We start from the raw sequence: 17,948 nt of genomic DNA on the forward strand, positions 1-17,948 counted from the left end.
CGTTGGGGTCTGACCTGGGAAGACCGGGAAGACGCGAGAAGGGCGGCGTGTGATGCGCGAGCTGGTGGAGACGGCGCGGCGGTGGGCGGCCGAGGGGCGTACGGCGTTCCTGGCCCGGCCCGTGACCGAGCAGGGCTTCGGCCCCCGGGACCCCGCCGGGGCGCTGCTCGTCGATCCGCGGGGCGAGTGCGCGGGGAGCCTGTACCGGGGGGTGTTCGACGAGCAGCTCGTCGCGGAGGCGGCCGCGGTCCCGGACGGGGAGACGGCGCGGGTCTGCCAGGTGTCGGTGCACGGCGCCGAGGCGACCGGTGCGGGCCTCACCTGCGGCGGGCAGTCGGAGATCCTGGTGCAGCCGCTGGCGTCCGTACCCGAGCGGTGGTGGGAGGAGCTGGCGCTCGGGTCGAGCGCGGCCCTGGTGACGCGGCTGAGCGAGGACGGCACGCAGGCCGTGAGCACCGTCGTGCGCGTCGGCGACGGCGCCGCTCCCGCCGGCGGTCCGGAGGCGGTGCGCGAGGCCCTGGAGCTCCTGGGGCGGCACCGGGCCGGGCGCGAGGCCCGCTACAGCGACGAGGGCCTGGTCCTGATCGAGGCGTACCCGGCCGATCCGTACCTGGTGATCGGCGGGACCGGTGAACTCGCCGAGCTGATCGGGCGGCAGGCGGAGCTGCTCGGCTGGGAGTGGCTGACGACCCAGGACCGTGCGGAGGCGGAGAAGCGGCTGTCGGCACGGCGGGGTTCGGCCTGTCTGGTGATGCTCAGTCACGAGCCGTCGTTCGACGCGCCGGTGCTGGGCGGCGCGCTCCGGCTCGGCATCCCGTACGTGGGCGCGCTGGGGTCCCGCCGCACGCAGGCCCGGCGGCGCGAGGACCTGCTCGCGGCGGGGCTGACCGAGGCGCAGTTGGCGCACGTGCACGGCCCGATCGGGCTGGACCTGGGCGCGCGCACCCCCGCGGAGACGGCCCTGGCGATCTGCGCGGAGGTGCTGAGCGTCCTGACCGCCGTCACGGCCGTCGCGGCCGAGCCGGCCGGACCGGCCGGCACCGGCACCGGCACCCCGTGAGCACCCCGACCGCACAGGCCGTCCCGCGTGCGGGCGCAGCCGGACGGGACGCTTCGGCGCGGGCCGCTGCCGACGGCCGGATCCGAGCCGGGCGGGCCGCCCGCGGGCCGGCCGAGGTGCGGTGGGCCCCGCCGGATGACGGTGGACGCCTGGCCGTCGGGGACGTCGGTCAGGGGAGGTAGGTCGGGGGGTGCCGGTCAGGGGATGTCGGTGTCCGAGGGTTCGAGCGCGTACACGTGCGGCTCGGCACCGACCCAGTCGATGAGCCTGGAGTCCCCGAGGACCAGCTCGTCGGGGTCCGGGACCTCGGCCCGGCGCAGGAACTCGATCACGTCCGCGTCGGAGCGGGCCAGCCCCAGGATGTCCTCGTGGCCCTCGGTCCGCAGGGTCACGCGGCGCCCGCCCGAGGGCGAGATCCGGTGCACGACGATCGGTGCGTGGCGCATGCTTCCAGCGTCGGGCGCGGGGCCTGGCCGCGCATCCCGGAGCGCCCTGCCGCCGGGGGTTGACCCTGCCCCTCGGGGCAGGGTTTAGCGTGCGGGGTGTGAGGAGGGGCGGATGAGGATCGGAGAACTGGCCCGGCGTGCGGGGACGACGCTCAAGGCGGTGCGCTACTACGAGGCGCTGGGCCTGGTCACCCCCGAACGGCTGGCCAACGGCTACCGCGACTACGGCGAGCACGACGTACGGGTGGTCCGCGAGATCCGGGCGCTGAGCGCCCTGGGCATCCCGGTCGAGCGCACCCGGCCGTTCCTGGACTGCCTGGCGGCCGGGGGCGCGCACGCGGACGACTGCCCCGCCTCGCTGGCCGGCTACCGCGAGGCGATCGACGACCTGTCGGCGCGGATCGAGTCGCTCACCGAGCGCCGCTCGGTCCTCACCGCGCACCTCCGGCGGGCCGCGTACCGCAACAGCGTCGCCCGGGCGCCCGACGCCCCGGGCCGGGAGGGAGAGCACCCCGTGAGCACCACCACCACCGCGGACCGCGGGCGGGACGTCCCGCAGGACCGCACCGCACCGCCGCAGGACCGCACGGCACCGCCGCACGACCACAGCGTGCTGCCGGCCGGGCTGCCGGTGCCCGAGGACGACGGTGGTGCCGACCACCTGCCCGGACTGCCGCTGCCCGGGCTCGGGCTGGCGGCGACGACCGGCGGTACGGTGCGGCTGGACGCGCTGGGCCCGGGGCGCACGGTCCTGTACGTGTACCCGCTGACCGGCCGGCCGGACACGGACCTGCCCGAGGGCTGGGACGGCATCCCGGGGGCACGCGGGTGCACGGCCGAGGCCTGCGACTTCCGTGACCACCACGCGGAGCTGCGGGAGGCGGGGGCGGCGCGGGTGTTCGGGCTGTCGAGCCAGGACACCCCCTACCAGCGGGAGGTGGTGGAGCGGCTGCGGCTGCCCTTCGCCATGCTCTCGGACCCGGACCGCGCACTGGGCGCGGCGCTGCGGCTGCCGGAGTTCGACGCGGCCGGCGCGACGCTGTACAAGCGGCTGACGATGATCGTCCGGGACGGCCGGGTCGAGCACGTCTTCTACCCGGTCTTCCCGCCGAACGAGCACGGCCGGCAGGTCCTGGCCTGGCTGCGGGAGAACCCCGCGTGACGGGGGTCGGGGGCGGCGGCGGGAGTGCGGGCGCCGGTACGGGCGGGGGTCAGGGGCACGGCTTCGAGCCCGCCACGGGTGACGGGCCTCCGGTGCCGGAGGAGCGGGCCGCGGTACGGGCGGCCGAGGTGCGGACCGCCCGCGAGGGCCTGCGGCAGATCCGCCGCGTCCTGGGCGCGGTGCCGGACGACGGGCCGGCGGCGACGGGACCGGGGGCGACGGGACCGGGGGCGACGGGACCGGGGGCGACAGCACCGGATGCGACAGGCCCGGGTGCGACCGGCCCCGGCGGAGCGGCGGCCGAGGGCCGGCCGGCCCCGTGGGAGCGCGAGCGCCCCGTGCGGGCGGTGGCGCTGGTGCTGGAGGCGGCGGGGATCCCGCCTTCGGCGGTGGCCCCGGACGGTCGGCGCGACCGCACCGGCTACGTGGTGCGGGCCGGCGAGGGACCGAGCAGGGTCAGGGTGACCTGGGAGGGACCGGCCGGCAGCCGGGCCGCCGAGGAGGAGGCGGCCCGGCTGGCGGACTGCGCGGACGTGCTGGGCCGGTGGGGCTGGGACTGCCTGCTCTACCGGGGCCCGCGCCGGCGCCGGTTCCTGGAGGCGGAACCGGCCCGGTGACCGGCGTGGGTCCCGTGGGGTGCGGGTCCCCTCGGCGCTCGACCCGGTGCGCCGGGCTCAGGCGCCTGCCCCGCACGCCGCTCGCTCACGTGCGCGGCGACCGTGTCCGGTGACCGCCCTTGGGCACGTACGCGGCGGCCCGGTGGGCGCCGGCCGTCACCCGCCCGGCAGCGGGGTCGCGTGGTCCGCGCGGGTCACTTCCGGAGCAGCAGGGTCACGGCCGCGGCCGCCACCGCCAGCAGCAGGGCGTACAGGCCGGTGCGCAGGCGATGGGTCGGCAGGGCGGGCACGAACGAGTCGAGCGCGTAGCGGCCGGGCCCCGCGAGGGTGAGACCGGCCGCGGAGACGGTCAGTAGCAGCTCGTACTCGACGCCCTTGGGCGCGAAGAACCCGCCGCTCCAGATGACGGCCAGCGCGTTGATCATGGTGCCGACCAGGGCCGCGCCCGCGAGCGGGGTGAGCAGGCCGGCGGCCAGCCCCAGGCCGCCGAGGGTCTCGGCGAGGCCGGCGACCACGGCCATGGTGTCGCCCGCCGGGTAGCCGCTGGCGGTGAAGAACTGGCCGGTGCCGCTGATGCCGCCACCGCCGAACCAGCCGAAGAGCTTCTGGCTGCCGTGGGCGGCCATGGTCAGGCCCACCGCCAGGCGGAGCAGGAGCAGACCGGCATCGGAGGCGTGGCTGGGGCGCAGGGTCGCGGACGGGGAGGACATGGGGGTCCCTCTCGTTGGGGCGGGTGACTGGTCGGAGCGCGCGGGACGCCGTACGTCCGTACGGGCGCCACCGCGCGAAAGTGGTTCGAATTCGAACCACCAGGCGTCCGACCCTAGCGGTTCGTTCGAATCCGAACAACTGACGTACGCTGAGAGGCATGGCTGACACGCGATGGCTCAACGATGACGAGATGCGGGCCTGGCGCGGCTTCCTGGCCGCCTCCGCACTCCTCAACCGCCGTCTCGACCAGCAGCTGAAGGACGAATCGGGCCTCTCCCACCCGCAGTACGAGATCCTCGTGCGGCTCTCCGCCGCCCCCGACCACGAGCTGCGCATGACGGAGCTCGCCGACGGGCTCATCAACTCCAAAAGCGGACTGACCTACCAGGTCACGCAGTTGGAGAAGGCCGGCCTGGTGCGCCGGCGCAGCTGCCCCTCCGACGTCCGGGGCGTCTTCGCGGTCCTCACCGACCTGGGCCGCGAGCGGCTGGAGCAGGCGGCGCCGGGCCACGTGGCGGAGGTCCGCCAGCACCTCATCGACGTCCTCACGCCCGAGCAGCTCGAGGCCCTGGCCGACGGTCTGGGCGAGGTCTCGCGCCGCCTGCGGGGCATCTGACCCCGCCCCGCCCCGCGACTCCCGGGGAGTGCGGCGGCACTGCGGCCCCGGAGACCGCGGCAGCCTTGCGGGCCCCGCCGGTTCAGCCGGCCGCGGGTGCGGCCGCGAGACCGCCGAGCAGGGCGTCCAGGGCCAGGGCGAAGCGCGCCCGGTGGTCCTCGGGCGTGCCCAGTCCGGCCGCGACGGCCGCCGCCAGGGTCGGGAAGTCCGCGAGATCGAGCGGCGCGTCGGCCTCCTCGGGGTGCCCCGGGGTCGTGGCGGCCTCGGCCAGGCAGTGCCCGATCACGAACGTCGCCACCGCGTTGACGATGCGCAGCGCCCGCAGCGGCTCGACGCCGGCACCCGCGAGGGCGGCCGCGGTGTCCTCCACCGCCCGCAGGGCCGCCGCCGAGCGGGCGGGGCGGGTCGCCACGAGCGGGATCACGCCCGGGTGACGCAGGAGTTCGGCACGGAGGGCGACGGCGAAGCCGTGCAGCCTCGCCGGCCAGGCGTCGGCCGACCACGCGTCGGCGGACGCGTCGCCGACCGGCGGGCCGGCCGCGGGACGGACGGCCGACACCACCAGTTCCACCAGGCCGTCCAGCAGGGCGGCCTTGTTCGGCACGTAGTGGTACAGGGTCATCGCCTCGACGCCGAGCTCGGCGCCCAGCTTGCGCATGGAGAGCTTCTCGATCCCCTCGCGGTCCGCCAGCTCCAGCGCTGCGCGCAGGACTCGGCCCCGACTGAGGCCGGCCTTCGCACCGGTGCGGCTGCGGGTCCCGGCCATCTCCGCCCCCTTGACTTCCTTACGACGTAAGACCAGAGTAGCCGCCATCGGATCCTTACACCGTAAGAGAGAGTGGACCATGACCGTCGTACGCCAGGACCCGCAGCTCCCCGCCCACGCCGACGCCCCCACCCGCGCCCCCGCCGGGGTCCCCGGCACCGCGGCGAACCGGGCGGTGGTGACCGGATTCTTCGCGGCCGTCAACGAGCGCCGGCTGGCGGACCTGCCCCGCTACCTGGCTGCCGACGTGATCGACCACAACAAGATCATTCACGGTGAGCCGGACGAGCCCGGCGCCGCCTTCGAGGCCGTCGCGATGCAGCTCGCCGCCTTCGAGCCGTACCGCGCGCGGGTCGACGAGCTGCTGGCCGAGGGCGACCGGGTGGTCGCGCGGATCACCCAGAGCGGCGTCCACTCCGGCGCCCATCCGCGGATGCCGCGGCCGACCGGCCGGTCCTTCGAGAACGAGGCGATGTTCGTGTTCACCCTCGCCGAGGGACGGATCACCGAGATGCGCGCCGTGTCGGACCGCCTGGGCCTGTTCCTCCAGCTGGGCTGGGACTGGCCGACCGCCGGCTGACGCCGGCCCCGTGCAGGACCGGACCGGTGTCAGCCCAGCACGCGGACCGGCTCGCCGGCCAGGAACGCCTCGATGTCCTCGACGGCCTGCGAGAAGTACGCCTCGTAGTTCCGCCGGGTGACGTACCCGAGGTGGGGCAGGCCCAGGAAGTTCGGCGCCGTGCGCAGCGGATGGTCCGCCGGCAGCGGCTCGGTGTCGAACACGTCGGCGCCGGCGCCCGCGATCCACCCCTCGCGCAGGGCGCGCAGCAGCGCGTCCTGGTCGACGACGGCCGCCCGCGAGGTGTTCACCAGGTACGCCGTCGGCCGCATGCGGCGCAGCTCCGGTTCTCCGATCAGCCCGCGGGAGCGGTCCCCGAGCACCAGGTGGACGGAGACGAAGTCGCTGGTCTCCAGCAGCTCTTCCTTCGTGGCCAGGGCGGTGACCCCGTACTCCGCCGCCGTGCCCGGGTCGAGGTTCGTGCTCCAGGCGGCCACGTCCATCCCGAACGCGGCCCCCACCCGGGCCACCTTCCGCCCGATCTTCCCCAGGCCCAGCAGCCCGAGCCGGCGTCCGTACAGGTCGGCGCCCAGGCTCCGCTGCCAGGGGCCGCCGGTGCGCAGCGCCCCGTTCTCGGGCACCACCTGGCGGGCGAGCCCGAGGATGAGGGCCCAGGTGAGCTCCGCCGGGGGCTCGGAGTTGCTCGCGGTGCCGCAGACGGTGACGCCGTGGCGGCGGGCGGCGGCCACGTCGACGGCCGCGTTGCGCATGCCGGAGGTGACCAGCAGCCGCAGCCGTGGCAGCCGGGCGAACAGCCCGGCGGGGAACGGGGTCCGCTCGCGCATCACCACGACGATCTCGCAGTCCCCGATGGCGGCGACCAGCGCGTCCTGGGAGTCGTGGTGGAGGGTCAGGAAGCGGGTGCGGACCGTGCCGGCGAGCCGGTCCCAGTCCGCCAGCCCGCGCGCCACGCCCTGGTAGTCGTCCAGCACCGCGCACCGCAGTTCCGCCACCGCGCACCCCCTTGATCACCGGTGCCGCCGAGCGTACGGCATCGGCCGCGCCGGGCCGGGGCGCGTTCCGGCGGACCGGACCGGCGCGTCACGGGTCCGCCGGGGCCGGAGTGGCGCACGGTGGGGTGGACACGCGGGGCGTGCGTACGGGCATGATCACGACTGGAAGGAACGGCCCGGGGGGAACGACCCCGACGGGGCGGCCCGTCGCGGCGGTCCGTCGGGGCGGCCCGTCGGGGCCGCCCGAGGGGGTGGCCCGGGGCACGACCGGAGGAACGGCCGGGGCGGGACGATCGCCCGGCAGACGAGCGAGGAGGCGTAGGGCATGGGCGATGTGCTGCTGGTGCGGCACGGCGAGACGGCCTGGAGCGCGACCGGGAGGCACACCGGGCTGACCGACGTGCCGCTGGCCCCGCGGGGCGTGGAGGAGGCGATCTCCCTCGCGCCCTACTTCTCCGGGCTCTCCCCCGCGCTGGTCCTGACCAGCCCGCTCAGCCGGGCCCGGAGCACTGCCCGGCTGGCCGGGCTGCCGGACGCGCCGGTCGACCCGGACCTGCACGAGTGGGACTACGGCGCGTACGAGGGCATCACCACGGCGGAGATCCACCGCACCCGGCCGGACTGGACGCTGTGGGACGACGGGGTGCCGCCGGGCGACGCGGAGCACCCGGGCGAGATGCCCGAGCAGGTGGGCGCCCGCGCGGACCGGGTGCTGAAGCGGGTGGCGGACGCGCTGGCCGACCGGCCGGGCGACGCGGTGCTGGTGGCGCACGGCCACTTCCTGCGCGTCCTGACGGCCCGCTACCTGCGGCTGCCGCCCTCGGACGGGCGGCTGTTCCTGCTGCAGACGGGTACGGTCGGCCGCCTGTCGACCGAGCACGGCGAACCCGTCATCGCGGGCTGGAACACCCGCCCCCTGCCGTAGGCCGTCCCTTCCGGACCCGGCCCGACCCGGAGCGACCCGGCCCGACCTGGAGCGACCCGGCCCGACCCGGAGCGACCCGGCCCGACCTGGCTCGACCTGGCCCGACCGCGCCGGACCTGGCCCGACCGCGCCGCCCGGCGGGGTCCGGAAGGGGACGACCCGGGCCGGTCAGCCGAGTTCGAGGCTCGTGATCCCGTAGAGCCCCGGCAGGTCGAGGTCCGGGACCGGTCCGGTGTACATGCGGGCGGTCTCGAACGCCGGGGCCAGCCCCAGCGATTCGGCGAGGGCGAACGCGGCGGGGTTCGCGTCCGGCACGTCGACCGCCAGCGGCTCGCCGGGGGCGGTCGCCGCCAGCCGGTGCAGCAGGGCGGCGGCGATCCCGGGTGTGGCGGCGTAGAGCGGGCCCACGCGGTGCGCGGCGGCGGCCGGCCGGATCACCCCGAGCCCCTCGACGCGCCCGTCGCGCACGGCGGCGTACGCGGCGCGGCCCGGCAGGCCGGTCCACGCGGCGAGGAACCCGTCGCGGGACTCGGGGAAGAACCGCCGGTCGTACGCGGCCAGTCGGGCGAAGGGGACGTCCCGGGCGTCGACCAGTTCGACATCGGCGGGCGGGGCCGCGGCCGGCAGCACGCCCTCGAACCGCATGTTGGTCCAGGCCGAACGGAAGCCGGAGAGACGGTAGTTGTCCTGCTGCTCGACCACGCCGTCCAGCCCGACCAGGCGACCGTCCAGGGCGGCCATGCCGGCCCGCCACAGTTGGATGCCGTACCCCCGTCCGCGCACCGACGGGTGGGCGATGTAGAAACCGACGAAACCGAAGCCGGAGCCGTACCGGACGGCGGAGATGCAGGCCAGTGGGACGCCGTCGCGCCGCCCGACCAGGAAGCCGCGGGGGTCGGCCACGGCGAAGGCGAACCGGTCGGAGTCCCCCGGGTTCCAGCCCTCCTCCTCGGCCCAGTCGCGCATCAACTGCAGGTCCGCGGCGCTCGCGCTCGCGATCTCAAGGTCGGCCATGACGGCTTTCTACCAGAGGGACGCGGCGCGGGCGCCGGACGTTCGGGCCGGGTTCGTCAGGACGGGCCGCCGTCGTACGAGCGGTCGTCGTCCGAGTCGTAGACCTGGGCGCCGGCCGCGTCGTAGCCCTTGATGTGCGGGGCGCGCTGCGGCTGTTCGGTCAGGACCCCGGTGGCCGCGAACCAGCCGTGGTCCAGCGCGGCCGTCTCGGTCCGGCCCCCGTACGAGACGGTCACCTTGGCCACCTCGGCGTCGACGGTGCCGATGGCGCCCCAGCGGAACGGCAGCCGGTACCCGGTGCTGGTGACGAGCGACTGCCGGTACAGCTTCTGCCCGTTGATGTCGGGCTGCACCGGGCCCGCCGCGGGATCGGCGTCCGGGGTGGAGGCGTTGAAGCCGTCCGCCCGGCCGTCCTTGAGGGAGCAGATCAGCCGTTCTCCCTGCCTCCCCGCGGCCGGCACGGCGACGACGTACGTGCCGTCGCCCGGGGCGTTGTCGTCGCCCGTGCTGCGGTGCGCGAGCAGGATCCGGTAGTCGCTGGGCCGGCCCGGGCCGGGCGTGCGCGGGTCGCGGTGGTGCGCGCGCCGGAACTCCAGGCACGTCTCCAGCCCGTGGGCCGCCTGCGCGAAGGTGATCCCGTCCACCAGCTGGCCCGGTGTGGCGGGTGCCCCCGGCCCCTCGGGCGTGGACTGCGCCCCGGGCTGCGGCGCCGACGGCGCCGCGGCGCTCGGCGCCGGCCCCGCCGCCTCCGTCCGCTGCTCGCCGCGGGTCAGGTCCGTCAGCGCGTACGCCCCCGCGGGGACGAGGGCCAGTGCCACCACCGCCGCCGCGGCGGCGGCGATGCGGCGGCGCCGCTCGGTCCGGCCCTGCCGCAGGATGGCGGCGTACGGCACCGGTGTCGGGCGCAGGCCCTCGGCGTCATCGGCCAGCAGCCTGCGCAGGACCCGCTCGGCGTCCTCCGGACGCCCGTCGTCGTTCGTCATCGTCGTGCCCCCTGCTCCATCGTCTTCCTCGTCTCCGCGACCGTGCTCGGCCCGTCCGTGTCCCGCAGCAGTGCGAGGCCCGGATGGGCGCGCAGCTTCGCCAGCCCCTTGGACGCCTGGCTCTTCACCGTGCCCGGCGAGCAGCCGAGCGCCTCGGCGACCTCGGCCTCGGCGAGGTCCTCCCAGTACCGCAGCACGACCACCGCCCGCTGCCGCGGCGGCAGCGTGGCGAGGGCGGCCGTCAGCGCGGTCCGCTCGCCGGCCCACTGCACGGCCGTGTCGGACCGCGCGGAGGTGTCCGGCGGCGCACCCGTCAGCCACTCGGGGATCCGCCGCTTGCGGAACCGGTCGCTGTTGCAGCTGACCAGTACTTTGCGCACGTACGCCTCCGGCCGGTCACTGCGCGAGACGCGCCGCCACGAGCGGTACGCCTTCGCCAGTGCGGTCTGCGTCAGGTCCTCCGCGTCGTGCGGATCGCCCGTCAGCAGGTAGGCCGTGCGCACGAGATGGCGCCAGCGCGCTCTGACGAACGCCTGGGACTCCTCTTCTTCCTCGGCATGCATCGCGCATCCCCCTTCCGCCCTCCAGACCACCGGTCCGCCGGATTCGGTTGCCCGGCCCGTCGAAAGGGCCCGCCCGGACGGCGGGGCCCGGACGGCGGGGCCCCGGAGGGCGGGGGGTGGCTTCGTCGGGGCGTCAGGAGCGGGCCGTAGGGTGGGGGCATGGAGTCCTACACCATCGGGCAGGCGGCCCGACTGCTCGGCGTCAGCGTGGACACGGCGCGCCGCTGGGCGGACGCGGGCCGGTTCGTGACGCGCCGCGAGGGCGGGCGCCGGTTCGTGGACGGGCGGGAGCTGGCCGCCTTCTGCGTGGAGGTGGCCCAGGACGCGGAGGGCGACGAGGAGGCGCCGTACACCTCGGCCCGCAACGCCTTCCCGGGGATCGTGACCGCGGTGAAGCTCGGAGACGTCGCGGCGCAGGTGGAGATCCAGGCGGGGCCGCACCGGCTGGTCTCGCTGCTGACCCGCGAGGCGGTCGACGAGCTGGGCATCGAGGTGGGCGTGCGGGCCACCGCCCGGGTGAAGTCGACGAGCGTGTTCATCGACCGCGCCTGACCCCGTCGCGAGGCGGCGGCCGGGCCGCTCCGCCAGGGCTCCGTCAGGGCTGTGTCAGGGTTCGGGCGCCATCCGTAAGGATGACGTCAGCACGGCCCGTCCCGCGCCGTGCGCACGCTTCTATGGGCACGGCGGACACGGGCACAGGAGGTGCGAGCGATGCGCGTGGTGGTCGGAGTCAGTGGTACCCCGCACGGGGCGACGGCACTGCACCGGGCGGCGGACGAGGCCCGGGTGCGCGGGGCGGACCTCTGGGCGGTACTGGCCTGGAAGCTTCCCGGGCACGACCCGGACCGGCGCGAGACCTGGCGGAGCACGGCGGTGGCGCGGCTGCGGGAGATCCTCGACGAGGCGTTCGGCCCCGCCGGCCCCGGCGTGCCGCTGGCGGGCCTCACGGCCCTCGGGTCCCCCGGCCCGGTGCTGGTCGACGTGGCTCAGGCGCCCGACGACATCCTGGTCGTCGGCACCGGCACGCACCGCGGGCTGCGCCGGATGCTGGCGCCCTCGACCGCCCGCTACTGCCTGACCCGGGCCGCCTGCCCGGTGCTCGTGGTGCCGCCCTCGCCGCTGGAGGCCGCGCTGGAGGCCGTACGGCGCAGGAACGCCCGGGGGCTGCCGCTGGACGCGCGCGAACTGGGCGCCGTACGGCCCTGACGGGCGGGTGCGCGGTGGGCGGGCCCTGCGCGCGTCCGGACCCCCGAGGTGGTGGACAATGGGGCATTGTCCGCAATTGCCGCAGGGGATGGACGCCGCATGAGGCACCGCCGGGTCGACGACCTGATGACGCCGACCGCCGTCAGCGTGCAGCGGGGCACCTCCTTCAAGGAGATCGCCCGGCTGCTCGACGAGTACGGCATCACCGCCGTGCCCGTGGTCGAGGAGGGACGCCCGGTGGGCGTGGTCTCGGAGGCCGACCTGCTGCGTCGCCAGGCCGGTGGGACGGGCGCCGGAACGGCCGCCACCGCCGAGGGCCTGATGACCAGTCCGCCCGTGGTGGCCCGTCCCGAGTGGAGCGCCATCGAGGCGGCCCGGGTGATGGAGGAGGCGCGCGTCAAGCGGCTGCCGGTGGTGGACCGGGCGGGCTTCCTGATCGGCGTCATCAGCCGCAGCGACCTGCTGCGGGTCTTCCTGCGCCGGGACCGGGCCATCCAGGAGGAGATCCTGGAGGACGTGCTCACCCGCACCCTCGGCCTGTCCCCCTCGGCACTGACCGTCGAGGTGGGCGACGGTCGCGTGACGCTGAGCGGCACCGTGGAGCGCAGGAGCCTGGTGCCGATCACCGTGCGGCTGTGCGAGAGCGTGGACGGCGTGATCGAGGTCGTGGACCGCCTGACGTACGAGCACGACGACACCGCGTCATGAGAGGGCGGGCAGCTGCCCGCTCAGCCAGGGGATGACGGTCGGGCACATGGCCGTCCACGTCCGGAGGTTGTGGCCGCACCACGCGGAACGGCGTACTGGCGACTCCCCTGGGTCACGTGTACCAGGAATTGGTGCGGTACGTACCCTCCGGCGCGTCATGGCGCGGCGGCCGGGGGTTCGGGCGGCGGCCCGTCCGGCCCCGGTGGTGACGGGGCGGGAGGCGGCGGGGCAGGCGGCGGCGCGGCGGGAGGCGGCGCGGCGGGAGCCGGCGCGGAGGACGTGGCGAGCACCGCCTCGATCGTGTCCGCGTCCTCGGCGCGCTTGTCGGGCCGGTGCCGTACGACGCGTGCGAAGCGGAGCGCGACGCCCGCCGGGTAGCGCGAGGAGCGCTGGAGCCCGTCGAAGGCGACCTCCACGACGAGCTCCGGCCGGACCGGGACCACGTATCCGCCGTCGTCCTCGGCGAGCTCGCGCAGCCGCTGCGTCTGCCAGCGCAGCATGTCGTCGGTGAGCCCCTTGAAGGTCTTGCCGAGCATGACGAACCCGCCGTCGGCGGCCCGGGCACCGAGGTGGAGGTTGGAGAGCAGGCCGGTGCGCCGCCCGTGGCCCCATTCGGCGGCGAGGACCACGAGGTCCAGGGTGTGCACGGGCTTGACCTTCAGCCACGAACGGCCGCGCCGCCCGGCCGTGTAGGGCGCGTCCAGGGCCTTGACCACCACGCCCTCGTGCCCGCGCCGCAGGGCCTCGGCCCAGAACTCGTCGGCGGCCGCGGCCTGGGCGACCGGGTCCGCCACGACCAGTCGCCGGATGCGGGCGGACTCGGGCACCAGCGCGTCGAGCCGGAGCTGCCGGTCGCGCACCGGGAGGTCCAGCAGCTCCTCGCCGTCGGCGGCCAGGACGTCGAAGAAGGCCGGGGAGAGCGGGAGGGCGGCGTGTGCCCCGGCGACGTCGAGCCGCGAGCCGACCCGGCTCGCCACCTCCTGGAACGGCACCGGCCGCCCGGCGGGGTCCAGCGCGATCACCTCGCCGTCGAGGATGAACCGGTCCCCCGGCAGGGTGCCGGCCAGGGCCACCACCTCGGGCAGCCGCGCGGTGATGTCGTCGAGGGAGCGGGTGTAGACCCGTACCTCAGGGCCGTCGCGGTGCACCTGGACGCGGATGCCGTCGAGCTTCTCCTCGACGCTGCACGGACCGAGCGTCGCGAGCGCCTCGGCCACCGACTTCGCGGTGTGGGCGAGCATCGGCTGGACCGGCCGGCCCACGCGCAGGGTGAAGCGGTCCAGTTCGGGCGCGCCCCCGGCCAGCACCGCCCGTGCGACGCGGGGCAGCGAGCCGTCGAGCATCACCGCGCGGCGCAGCCGCTCGGCCGGCACCCCGGCCGCCGCGGCCACTCCCTCCAGCGCCACCGCGTCCAGCGCGCCCTGCCGCACCTCGCCCGAGAGCAACCGCAGGAGGAAGGACTGCTCGTCGGCGGTGGCGGCGCCGAGGAGCGCGTCGAGGATCCGCCGCCGCTCGGCCCGGGCACCGGCTCCCGAGACCGCGGCGAGTGCGGTCACGGCCTCGTCGACGGCCTGTACGGTCAGGGTGGGCCCGGCCGCCGGGGCGACCGGACGGGACAGGGTGGTCCAGCCGACGCCGGGGCGGCCCTGCGGCAGCCGGCCGGAGAGGTAGGCGATCACCAGGTCGACGTCGGGGGCCGGTGTGGCGGCGAACAGCTCCGCCATCAGGGCCGTCTTGCGGGACCGCGCGGAGGTCCCGGCGACCTCGCGCGACACCCGCGCCACGTCCGCCAGCAGCATGCCGTCATCCTCCCGCGTCCGCCGGAGCCCCGCACCAGGGCACCCCTCCAGCTAATCGTGCATACGTTCGAGTCCCGGGGGTACGCTGGGGGCATGCACGCGCACCTCCAGGCCTCCCTGTTCGACCAGACCGACGAGATCCGGCTCGGCCCCCTCACCGGACTGGAGCGCACCGAGCTGGGCTCCGGCGCCTGGGTCGACCACCTGCCCGGGTGGCTGCACGGGGCCGACGCGCTGTTCGAACGGCTGGCCGCCGACGTGCCCTGGCGGGCCGAGCGACGCCAGATGTACGAGCGGGAGGTCGACGTACCGCGCCTGCTGGCCTCCTACGGCGAGGGCGAACCGCTCCCCCACCCCGTCCTCGCCGAGGCCCGCGACGCACTCGGCCGCCACTACGCCGGCGAGCTCGGCGAGCCGTTCGCGACGGCCGGGCTGTGCCTGTACCGCGACGGGCGCGACTCCGTCGCCTGGCACGGGGACCGCACCGGGCGCTCCTCCAGCGAGGACACCATGGTCGCGATCCTCTCCGTCGGCGACCCGCGCGACCTCGCCCTGCGCCCGCGCGGCGGCGGCCCGGTGGCCCTGCGGCTGCCGCTCGGACACGGCGACCTGGTCGTGATGGGCGGCTCCTGCCAGCGCACCTGGGACCACGCGGTCCCCAAGTCCGCCCGCGCGGTGGGCCCCCGCATCAGCATCCAGTTCCGCACCCGCGGGGTGCAGTAGCGGGAGCGGCGCGCGCCCGGTGCCACGACCCCGCGCGCACCCGTCCTCCGAGCCGACCGGACGGTACGCGGGGGCGGTGACCGGGTGTCCGAGGTTGCTCCTAACATGTCCTGCCATGGACACGAGTGAGGCCGGCAGACAGCTGGTCGAGGGCCGCTTCGAACTGCTGGGACGACTGGGCAGCGGCGGCATGGGCACGGTGTGGCGTGCCCGGGACATCTCCCTGGACCGCGAGGTCGCCCTCAAGGAGGTGCAGCCGCCCGACCCCAGCGTCACGGAGGGGAATCCGGCGCTCGCCGCGACGCTGCGCGAGCGGGCCGTGCGCGAGGCCCGGGCGATGGCCCGGCTGGCGCACCCGCACGTGGTGGCGATCCACCAGATCCTCGAGCCGGCCGACGGCTCCAGCCCCTGGATCGTCATGGAGCTCGTCCAGGGCGGATCCCTGAACGACCGCCTCCAGCACGGCCCGCTGCCCGTCTCCGAGGTCGCACGGATCGGCCTCGACGTGCTGTCGGCGCTGCGCGCCGCCCACTCGGCCGGCGTCAACCACCGGGACGTGAAGCCCGCCAACGTGCTGCTGCGCCCCAACGGCAGCGCCGTGCTGACGGACTTCGGCATCGCCGCCCTGCGCGGCTCGACCAGCCTCACCGCGACCGGCGACCTCATCGGCTCCCCCGAGTACATCGCCCCCGAGCGGATCCGCGGCGAGGAGGGCCACCCGGCCTCCGACCTGTGGTCCCTGGGCATGCTGATGTACGTGGCGGCCGAGGGCGCGCACCCCCTGCGCCGCACCACCACCATGGCGACCATGGTCGCCGTCCTGGAGGACCCGATCCCGTCCCCGACCCGGTCCGGCGCGCTGGCGTCCGTACTGGCCCAGCTGCTGGTGCGGGAACCCGACATGCGACCCGACGCGGAGCGGCTCGAGCTGCTCCTGCGCGCCGTGGCCGCCAACCCGGGCGGCTCCGGCGCGGACGTCGCGGCCGCCGTGCCGCCCGCCCCCGCGGCGGGCTTCGGCGCCGCCGGCCCGGTCGGGACCGCCCCCGGCCCGCTGTCCGGCCCGGTGCCGGGCACCCCCGTACCGGGTACGCCCGTTCCCGGGGTGCCCGGACACGGCACTCCCGTACCGGGGGCCGCCTCGAACCCGTACGCCTCGTCGCCGTACGGTGCGGGCCAGTTCGGACCGGCCGCGGCCTCCCCGTACGCGCCGCAGCCGCACGCTCCCGCCTACGGGGGTCCGTCGGGCCCCACCGGCCCCCTGGGCGGCGGGACGCTCGGTCCGCTGGGCACGACGGCGGCCGTGCAGCAGCCGGGCGTCGCCAAGCCGCCGGGCCGCGGCAGCAGGGCGATCGGCGCCGCCGTCGCCGTCGGGATGATGGTCGGCCTGGTCACGCTGGCGACCCAGCTCCCGATCTTCGGCACCGACGACGAGCACGGCGGCGGCACCGGGGGCGGCACCAACCCGTCCGCCGCCTCCAGCCGGACTCCCGGCAGCGGCCGGACCGGCTCGGGCGGCGACGACAGCGGCAGCGGCAGCGACGACGGCAGCGGCAGCACCGCCGCCAAGGGGAACCTGCTCACCCCCGCGAACATCCGCAAGACCGTCGCGGCCTTCGCCGCGGTGGCCAGCAAGGACGTCGTCGAGGTGACGTTCTACGAGGAGTACGCGATGGCGGAGATCTCCCCGAAGGGCCGTACGGACGCCTACGACAACTACCGGTACGACTCGGGCGCGGACGTCGCCACCCGCATGGGACCGGGCAGCACCCTCGACTCCGACAGCAAGACCATCGACCTGGACAAGGTGAACTGGGACGCCCTGCCGGGCCTCTTCAAGCGCGCCGAGAAGGAACTCAACGTCAAGAACCCGACGATGCGGTACGTCATCGTGGACCGCGGCCTGATCGACCACGTGGCGTCGATGCGCATCTACCTGACGGACGACTACGGCGCCGGGTACATGGAGGCCGATCTGACCGGCAAGGTCACCCGGGTCATGCCGCGCTGACCCCCTGCGCGGCACCCGGGGCGCCTCGCGCCGCCCCTCCACGGCACCTTCCGGTCCCGGCCCCCGGCCGGGGCCGGAGCCGTTCCCGGCCGCGGGTCGCCGCGGCTACCCGGGGGCCGCGCGGCCGCGGAAGGCGCTCCGGTAGTCCCGCGGCGCCACGCCCACCCGCCGCGTGAACGCCGGCCGCAGCGACACCGCCGAGGCGAACCCGGTCCGCACGGCGATCTCGTCCACCGGCAGGTCGGTCTCCTCCAGCAGGTGCTGCGCCGCCAGCACCCGCTGCTCCAGCAGCCAGCGCAGCGGCGTGGTGCCCGTGGCCCCGACGAACCGGCGGGCGAAGGAGCGTTCCGACATCAACGCCGCCCGCGCCATCCCGGCCACCGTCCAGGGCGCGTCCAGCGCGGCCAGCACCTCGGTCCGGGCCCGGGCCAGCGGGTCGTCCGCCGGGCCCTCCTCGGGCACCGGGGAGGGGATGAACTGCGCCTGGCCGCCCGGCCGGAAGGGCGCGGTGACCATCGCACGGGCGATCTCGGCGGCAGCCCGCTGCCCGTGGCCGGTGCGCACCAGGTGCAGGCATAGGTCGATGCCGGCGGCCACGCCCGCGGAGCTCCAGACCTCCCCGTCCCCGGTGAAGAGCACCTCGGGCCGCACCCTGACGCCCGGGTGGGCGCGGGCCAACTGCCCGGCGATCGCCCAGTGGGTGGTCGCCTCCCGGCCCTCCAGCAGCCCCGCCTCGGCCAGGACGAAGGCCCCGGCGCAGAGCGAGGCGATCGGGGTCCCGCGGCCGTGCGCGGCACGCAGCGCCGCCAGGACCTCCGGCGGGCGGGCGGCCAGGGGCTCCGCCATGCCGGGTACGAGGACCAGGTCGCAGTCCGCCAGGGCGTCGAGGCCCGCGTCGGGCACGCACTCCAGACCACCGCCGAGCCGGACCCGGGCACCGTCCGGGCCGCAGACCGTCAGCCGGAACGCGGAACGACCGCGCCAGACCTCGCCGACGACGGCGTAGTCGAAGGCCCGGACCCCGTCGAAGACCAGGCAGCCCACGGTGCGGAAGGCTCGGATGCTCATG

20 protein-coding genes are annotated in these 17,948 nt (G+C 76.1%); 11 read left to right on the forward strand and 9 right to left on the reverse strand.

Annotated features, from left to right (window positions below):
- Positions 1-52 precede the first annotated feature (52 nt).
- The gene (locus IF43_RS0110155) at positions 53-1,060 is read left to right on the forward strand and encodes an XdhC family protein (RefSeq protein WP_063753299.1); all 1,008 of its coding nucleotides are present in this window, start codon (positions 53-55) and stop codon (positions 1,058-1,060) included.
- Positions 1,061-1,257: 197 nt separating this feature from the next.
- Here IF43_RS0110155 and IF43_RS0110160 read toward each other — a convergent pair whose 3' ends face one another.
- Positions 1,258-1,506 (reverse strand): hypothetical protein, encoded by a 249-nt coding sequence (locus IF43_RS0110160; protein WP_030197095.1) that lies wholly within the window; start codon positions 1,504-1,506, stop codon positions 1,258-1,260.
- 112 nt (positions 1,507-1,618) lie between these two features.
- Here IF43_RS0110160 and IF43_RS0110165 point away from each other — a divergent pair, with 112 nt between their 5' ends.
- Both IF43_RS0110165 and IF43_RS0110170 read left to right on the forward strand, forming a co-directional pair.
- On the forward strand, positions 1,619-2,668 hold the full coding sequence (locus IF43_RS0110165; protein WP_030197097.1) for a MerR family transcriptional regulator: 1,050 nt from the start codon (positions 1,619-1,621) through the stop codon (positions 2,666-2,668).
- On the forward strand, positions 2,665-3,285 hold the full coding sequence (locus tag IF43_RS0110170) for a hypothetical protein (RefSeq protein WP_234332066.1): 621 nt from the start codon (positions 2,665-2,667) through the stop codon (positions 3,283-3,285). The genes IF43_RS0110165 and IF43_RS0110170 overlap by 4 nt, the downstream gene beginning before the upstream one ends.
- 194 nt (positions 3,286-3,479) lie before the next feature.
- On the opposite strand, the gene IF43_RS0110175 is transcribed toward IF43_RS0110170, so the two are convergent.
- Entirely contained in the window at positions 3,480-3,995 is a 516-nt protein-coding gene (locus IF43_RS0110175) for a DoxX family protein (RefSeq protein ID WP_030197102.1), read from the reverse strand.
- Positions 3,996-4,153: 158 nt separating this feature from the next.
- Here IF43_RS0110175 and IF43_RS0110180 point away from each other — a divergent pair, with 158 nt between their 5' ends.
- Positions 4,154-4,612, forward strand: coding sequence for a MarR family winged helix-turn-helix transcriptional regulator (locus tag IF43_RS0110180; RefSeq protein ID WP_030197103.1), 459 nt, complete (start codon positions 4,154-4,156; stop codon positions 4,610-4,612).
- A gap of 82 nt (positions 4,613-4,694) precedes the next feature.
- Here the strand turns inward: IF43_RS0110180 and IF43_RS0110185 are convergent, their stop codons facing one another.
- Positions 4,695-5,378, reverse strand: a complete 684-nt coding sequence (locus tag IF43_RS0110185; protein ID WP_030197105.1) for a TetR/AcrR family transcriptional regulator C-terminal domain-containing protein — start codon at positions 5,376-5,378, stop codon at positions 4,695-4,697.
- Positions 5,379-5,457: 79 nt separating this feature from the next.
- Between IF43_RS0110185 and IF43_RS0110190 the strand changes: the two genes are divergently transcribed.
- Positions 5,458-5,958: an ester cyclase gene (locus IF43_RS0110190; protein ID WP_078910040.1), complete on the forward strand. Its 501-nt coding sequence runs from the start codon at positions 5,458-5,460 to the stop codon at positions 5,956-5,958.
- A gap of 29 nt (positions 5,959-5,987) precedes the next feature.
- Here the strand turns inward: IF43_RS0110190 and IF43_RS0110195 are convergent, their stop codons facing one another.
- Positions 5,988-6,950 (reverse strand): D-2-hydroxyacid dehydrogenase family protein, encoded by a 963-nt coding sequence (locus IF43_RS0110195; protein WP_051795029.1) that lies wholly within the window; start codon positions 6,948-6,950, stop codon positions 5,988-5,990.
- Between the two features lie 325 nt (positions 6,951-7,275).
- Between IF43_RS0110195 and IF43_RS0110200 the strand changes: the two genes are divergently transcribed.
- Entirely contained in the window at positions 7,276-7,875 is a 600-nt protein-coding gene (locus IF43_RS0110200) for a histidine phosphatase family protein (RefSeq protein ID WP_030197112.1), read from the forward strand.
- Positions 7,876-8,043: 168 nt separating this feature from the next.
- Here the strand turns inward: IF43_RS0110200 and IF43_RS0110205 are convergent, their stop codons facing one another.
- The 3 genes from IF43_RS0110205 to IF43_RS0110215 are packed head-to-tail and all read right to left on the reverse strand — an operon-like array spanning position 8,044 to position 10,435.
- The gene (locus IF43_RS0110205) at positions 8,044-8,889 is read right to left on the reverse strand and encodes a GNAT family N-acetyltransferase (RefSeq protein WP_030197113.1); all 846 of its coding nucleotides are present in this window, start codon (positions 8,887-8,889) and stop codon (positions 8,044-8,046) included.
- Between the two features lie 56 nt (positions 8,890-8,945).
- Complete coding sequence (locus tag IF43_RS0110210; RefSeq protein WP_030197114.1) at positions 8,946-9,872, reverse strand: hypothetical protein; 927 nt, start codon at positions 9,870-9,872, stop codon at positions 8,946-8,948.
- Positions 9,869-10,435 carry a SigE family RNA polymerase sigma factor gene (locus tag IF43_RS0110215; protein ID WP_030197115.1) on the reverse strand — a complete coding sequence of 189 codons (567 nt, stop codon included), beginning with the start codon at positions 10,433-10,435 and terminating at the stop codon, positions 9,869-9,871. The genes IF43_RS0110210 and IF43_RS0110215 overlap by 4 nt, the downstream gene beginning before the upstream one ends.
- Before the next feature lie 159 nt (positions 10,436-10,594).
- Here IF43_RS0110215 and IF43_RS0110220 point away from each other — a divergent pair, with 159 nt between their 5' ends.
- The 3 genes from IF43_RS0110220 to IF43_RS0110230 all read left to right on the forward strand — a co-directional run bounded on the left by IF43_RS0110220 (position 10,595) and on the right by IF43_RS0110230 (position 12,349).
- Positions 10,595-10,987 carry a molybdopterin-binding protein gene (locus tag IF43_RS0110220; RefSeq protein WP_030197116.1) on the forward strand — a complete coding sequence of 131 codons (393 nt, stop codon included), beginning with the start codon at positions 10,595-10,597 and terminating at the stop codon, positions 10,985-10,987.
- 159 nt (positions 10,988-11,146) lie between these two features.
- Positions 11,147-11,641 (forward strand): universal stress protein, encoded by a 495-nt coding sequence (locus IF43_RS0110225; protein WP_030197119.1) that lies wholly within the window; start codon positions 11,147-11,149, stop codon positions 11,639-11,641.
- Positions 11,642-11,740: 99 nt separating this feature from the next.
- Positions 11,741-12,349, forward strand: a complete 609-nt coding sequence (locus IF43_RS0110230) for a CBS domain-containing protein (protein ID WP_030197122.1) — start codon at positions 11,741-11,743, stop codon at positions 12,347-12,349.
- Between the two features lie 155 nt (positions 12,350-12,504).
- Here IF43_RS0110230 and IF43_RS0110235 read toward each other — a convergent pair whose 3' ends face one another.
- Positions 12,505-14,148, reverse strand: coding sequence for an ATP-dependent DNA ligase (locus tag IF43_RS0110235; protein WP_078910041.1), 1,644 nt, complete (start codon positions 14,146-14,148; stop codon positions 12,505-12,507).
- Positions 14,149-14,241: 93 nt separating this feature from the next.
- Here IF43_RS0110235 and IF43_RS0110240 point away from each other — a divergent pair, with 93 nt between their 5' ends.
- Together IF43_RS0110240 and IF43_RS0110245 are read left to right on the forward strand one after the other, a co-directional pair.
- On the forward strand, positions 14,242-14,871 hold the full coding sequence (locus IF43_RS0110240; RefSeq protein WP_030197129.1) for an alpha-ketoglutarate-dependent dioxygenase AlkB: 630 nt from the start codon (positions 14,242-14,244) through the stop codon (positions 14,869-14,871).
- A 115-nt stretch (positions 14,872-14,986) separates the two neighbouring features.
- Entirely contained in the window at positions 14,987-16,879 is a 1,893-nt protein-coding gene (locus tag IF43_RS0110245) for a serine/threonine-protein kinase (protein WP_030197132.1), read from the forward strand.
- A gap of 105 nt (positions 16,880-16,984) precedes the next feature.
- Here IF43_RS0110245 and IF43_RS0110250 read toward each other — a convergent pair whose 3' ends face one another.
- Entirely contained in the window at positions 16,985-17,947 is a 963-nt protein-coding gene (locus IF43_RS0110250; protein WP_030197134.1) for a GlxA family transcriptional regulator, read from the reverse strand.
- Between the last annotated feature and the right edge of the window lies 1 nt (position 17,948).

It is taken from the genome of Streptomyces sp. NRRL S-87 (assembly GCF_000719335.1).
Classification (GTDB): Bacteria; Actinomycetota; Actinomycetes; order Streptomycetales; family Streptomycetaceae; genus Streptomyces.

Coding starts and splice junctions, on each gene's coding strand:
- IF43_RS0110235 (WP_078910041.1), bottom strand. CDS start 14,148: ATGCTGCTGGCGGACGTGGCGCGGGTGTCGCGCGAGGTCGCCGGGACC.
- IF43_RS0110230 (WP_030197122.1), top strand. CDS start 11,741: ATGAGGCACCGCCGGGTCGACGACCTGATGACGCCGACCGCCGTCAGC.
- IF43_RS0110215 (WP_030197115.1), bottom strand. CDS start 10,435: ATGCATGCCGAGGAAGAAGAGGAGTCCCAGGCGTTCGTCAGAGCGCGC.
- IF43_RS0110165 (WP_030197097.1), top strand. CDS start 1,619: ATGAGGATCGGAGAACTGGCCCGGCGTGCGGGGACGACGCTCAAGGCG.
- IF43_RS0110180 (WP_030197103.1), top strand. CDS start 4,154: ATGGCTGACACGCGATGGCTCAACGATGACGAGATGCGGGCCTGGCGC.
- IF43_RS0110250 (WP_030197134.1), bottom strand. CDS start 17,947: ATGAGCATCCGAGCCTTCCGCACCGTGGGCTGCCTGGTCTTCGACGGG.
- IF43_RS0110185 (WP_030197105.1), bottom strand. CDS start 5,378: ATGGCCGGGACCCGCAGCCGCACCGGTGCGAAGGCCGGCCTCAGTCGG.
- IF43_RS0110245 (WP_030197132.1), top strand. CDS start 14,987: ATGGACACGAGTGAGGCCGGCAGACAGCTGGTCGAGGGCCGCTTCGAA.
- IF43_RS0110225 (WP_030197119.1), top strand. CDS start 11,147: ATGCGCGTGGTGGTCGGAGTCAGTGGTACCCCGCACGGGGCGACGGCA.
- IF43_RS0110220 (WP_030197116.1), top strand. CDS start 10,595: ATGGAGTCCTACACCATCGGGCAGGCGGCCCGACTGCTCGGCGTCAGC.
- IF43_RS0110155 (WP_063753299.1), top strand. CDS start 53: ATGCGCGAGCTGGTGGAGACGGCGCGGCGGTGGGCGGCCGAGGGGCGT.
- IF43_RS0110190 (WP_078910040.1), top strand. CDS start 5,458: ATGACCGTCGTACGCCAGGACCCGCAGCTCCCCGCCCACGCCGACGCC.
- IF43_RS0110175 (WP_030197102.1), bottom strand. CDS start 3,995: ATGTCCTCCCCGTCCGCGACCCTGCGCCCCAGCCACGCCTCCGATGCC.
- IF43_RS0110160 (WP_030197095.1), bottom strand. CDS start 1,506: ATGCGCCACGCACCGATCGTCGTGCACCGGATCTCGCCCTCGGGCGGG.
- IF43_RS0110240 (WP_030197129.1), top strand. CDS start 14,242: ATGCACGCGCACCTCCAGGCCTCCCTGTTCGACCAGACCGACGAGATC.
- IF43_RS0110210 (WP_030197114.1), bottom strand. CDS start 9,872: ATGACGAACGACGACGGGCGTCCGGAGGACGCCGAGCGGGTCCTGCGC.
- IF43_RS0110205 (WP_030197113.1), bottom strand. CDS start 8,889: ATGGCCGACCTTGAGATCGCGAGCGCGAGCGCCGCGGACCTGCAGTTG.
- IF43_RS0110200 (WP_030197112.1), top strand. CDS start 7,276: ATGGGCGATGTGCTGCTGGTGCGGCACGGCGAGACGGCCTGGAGCGCG.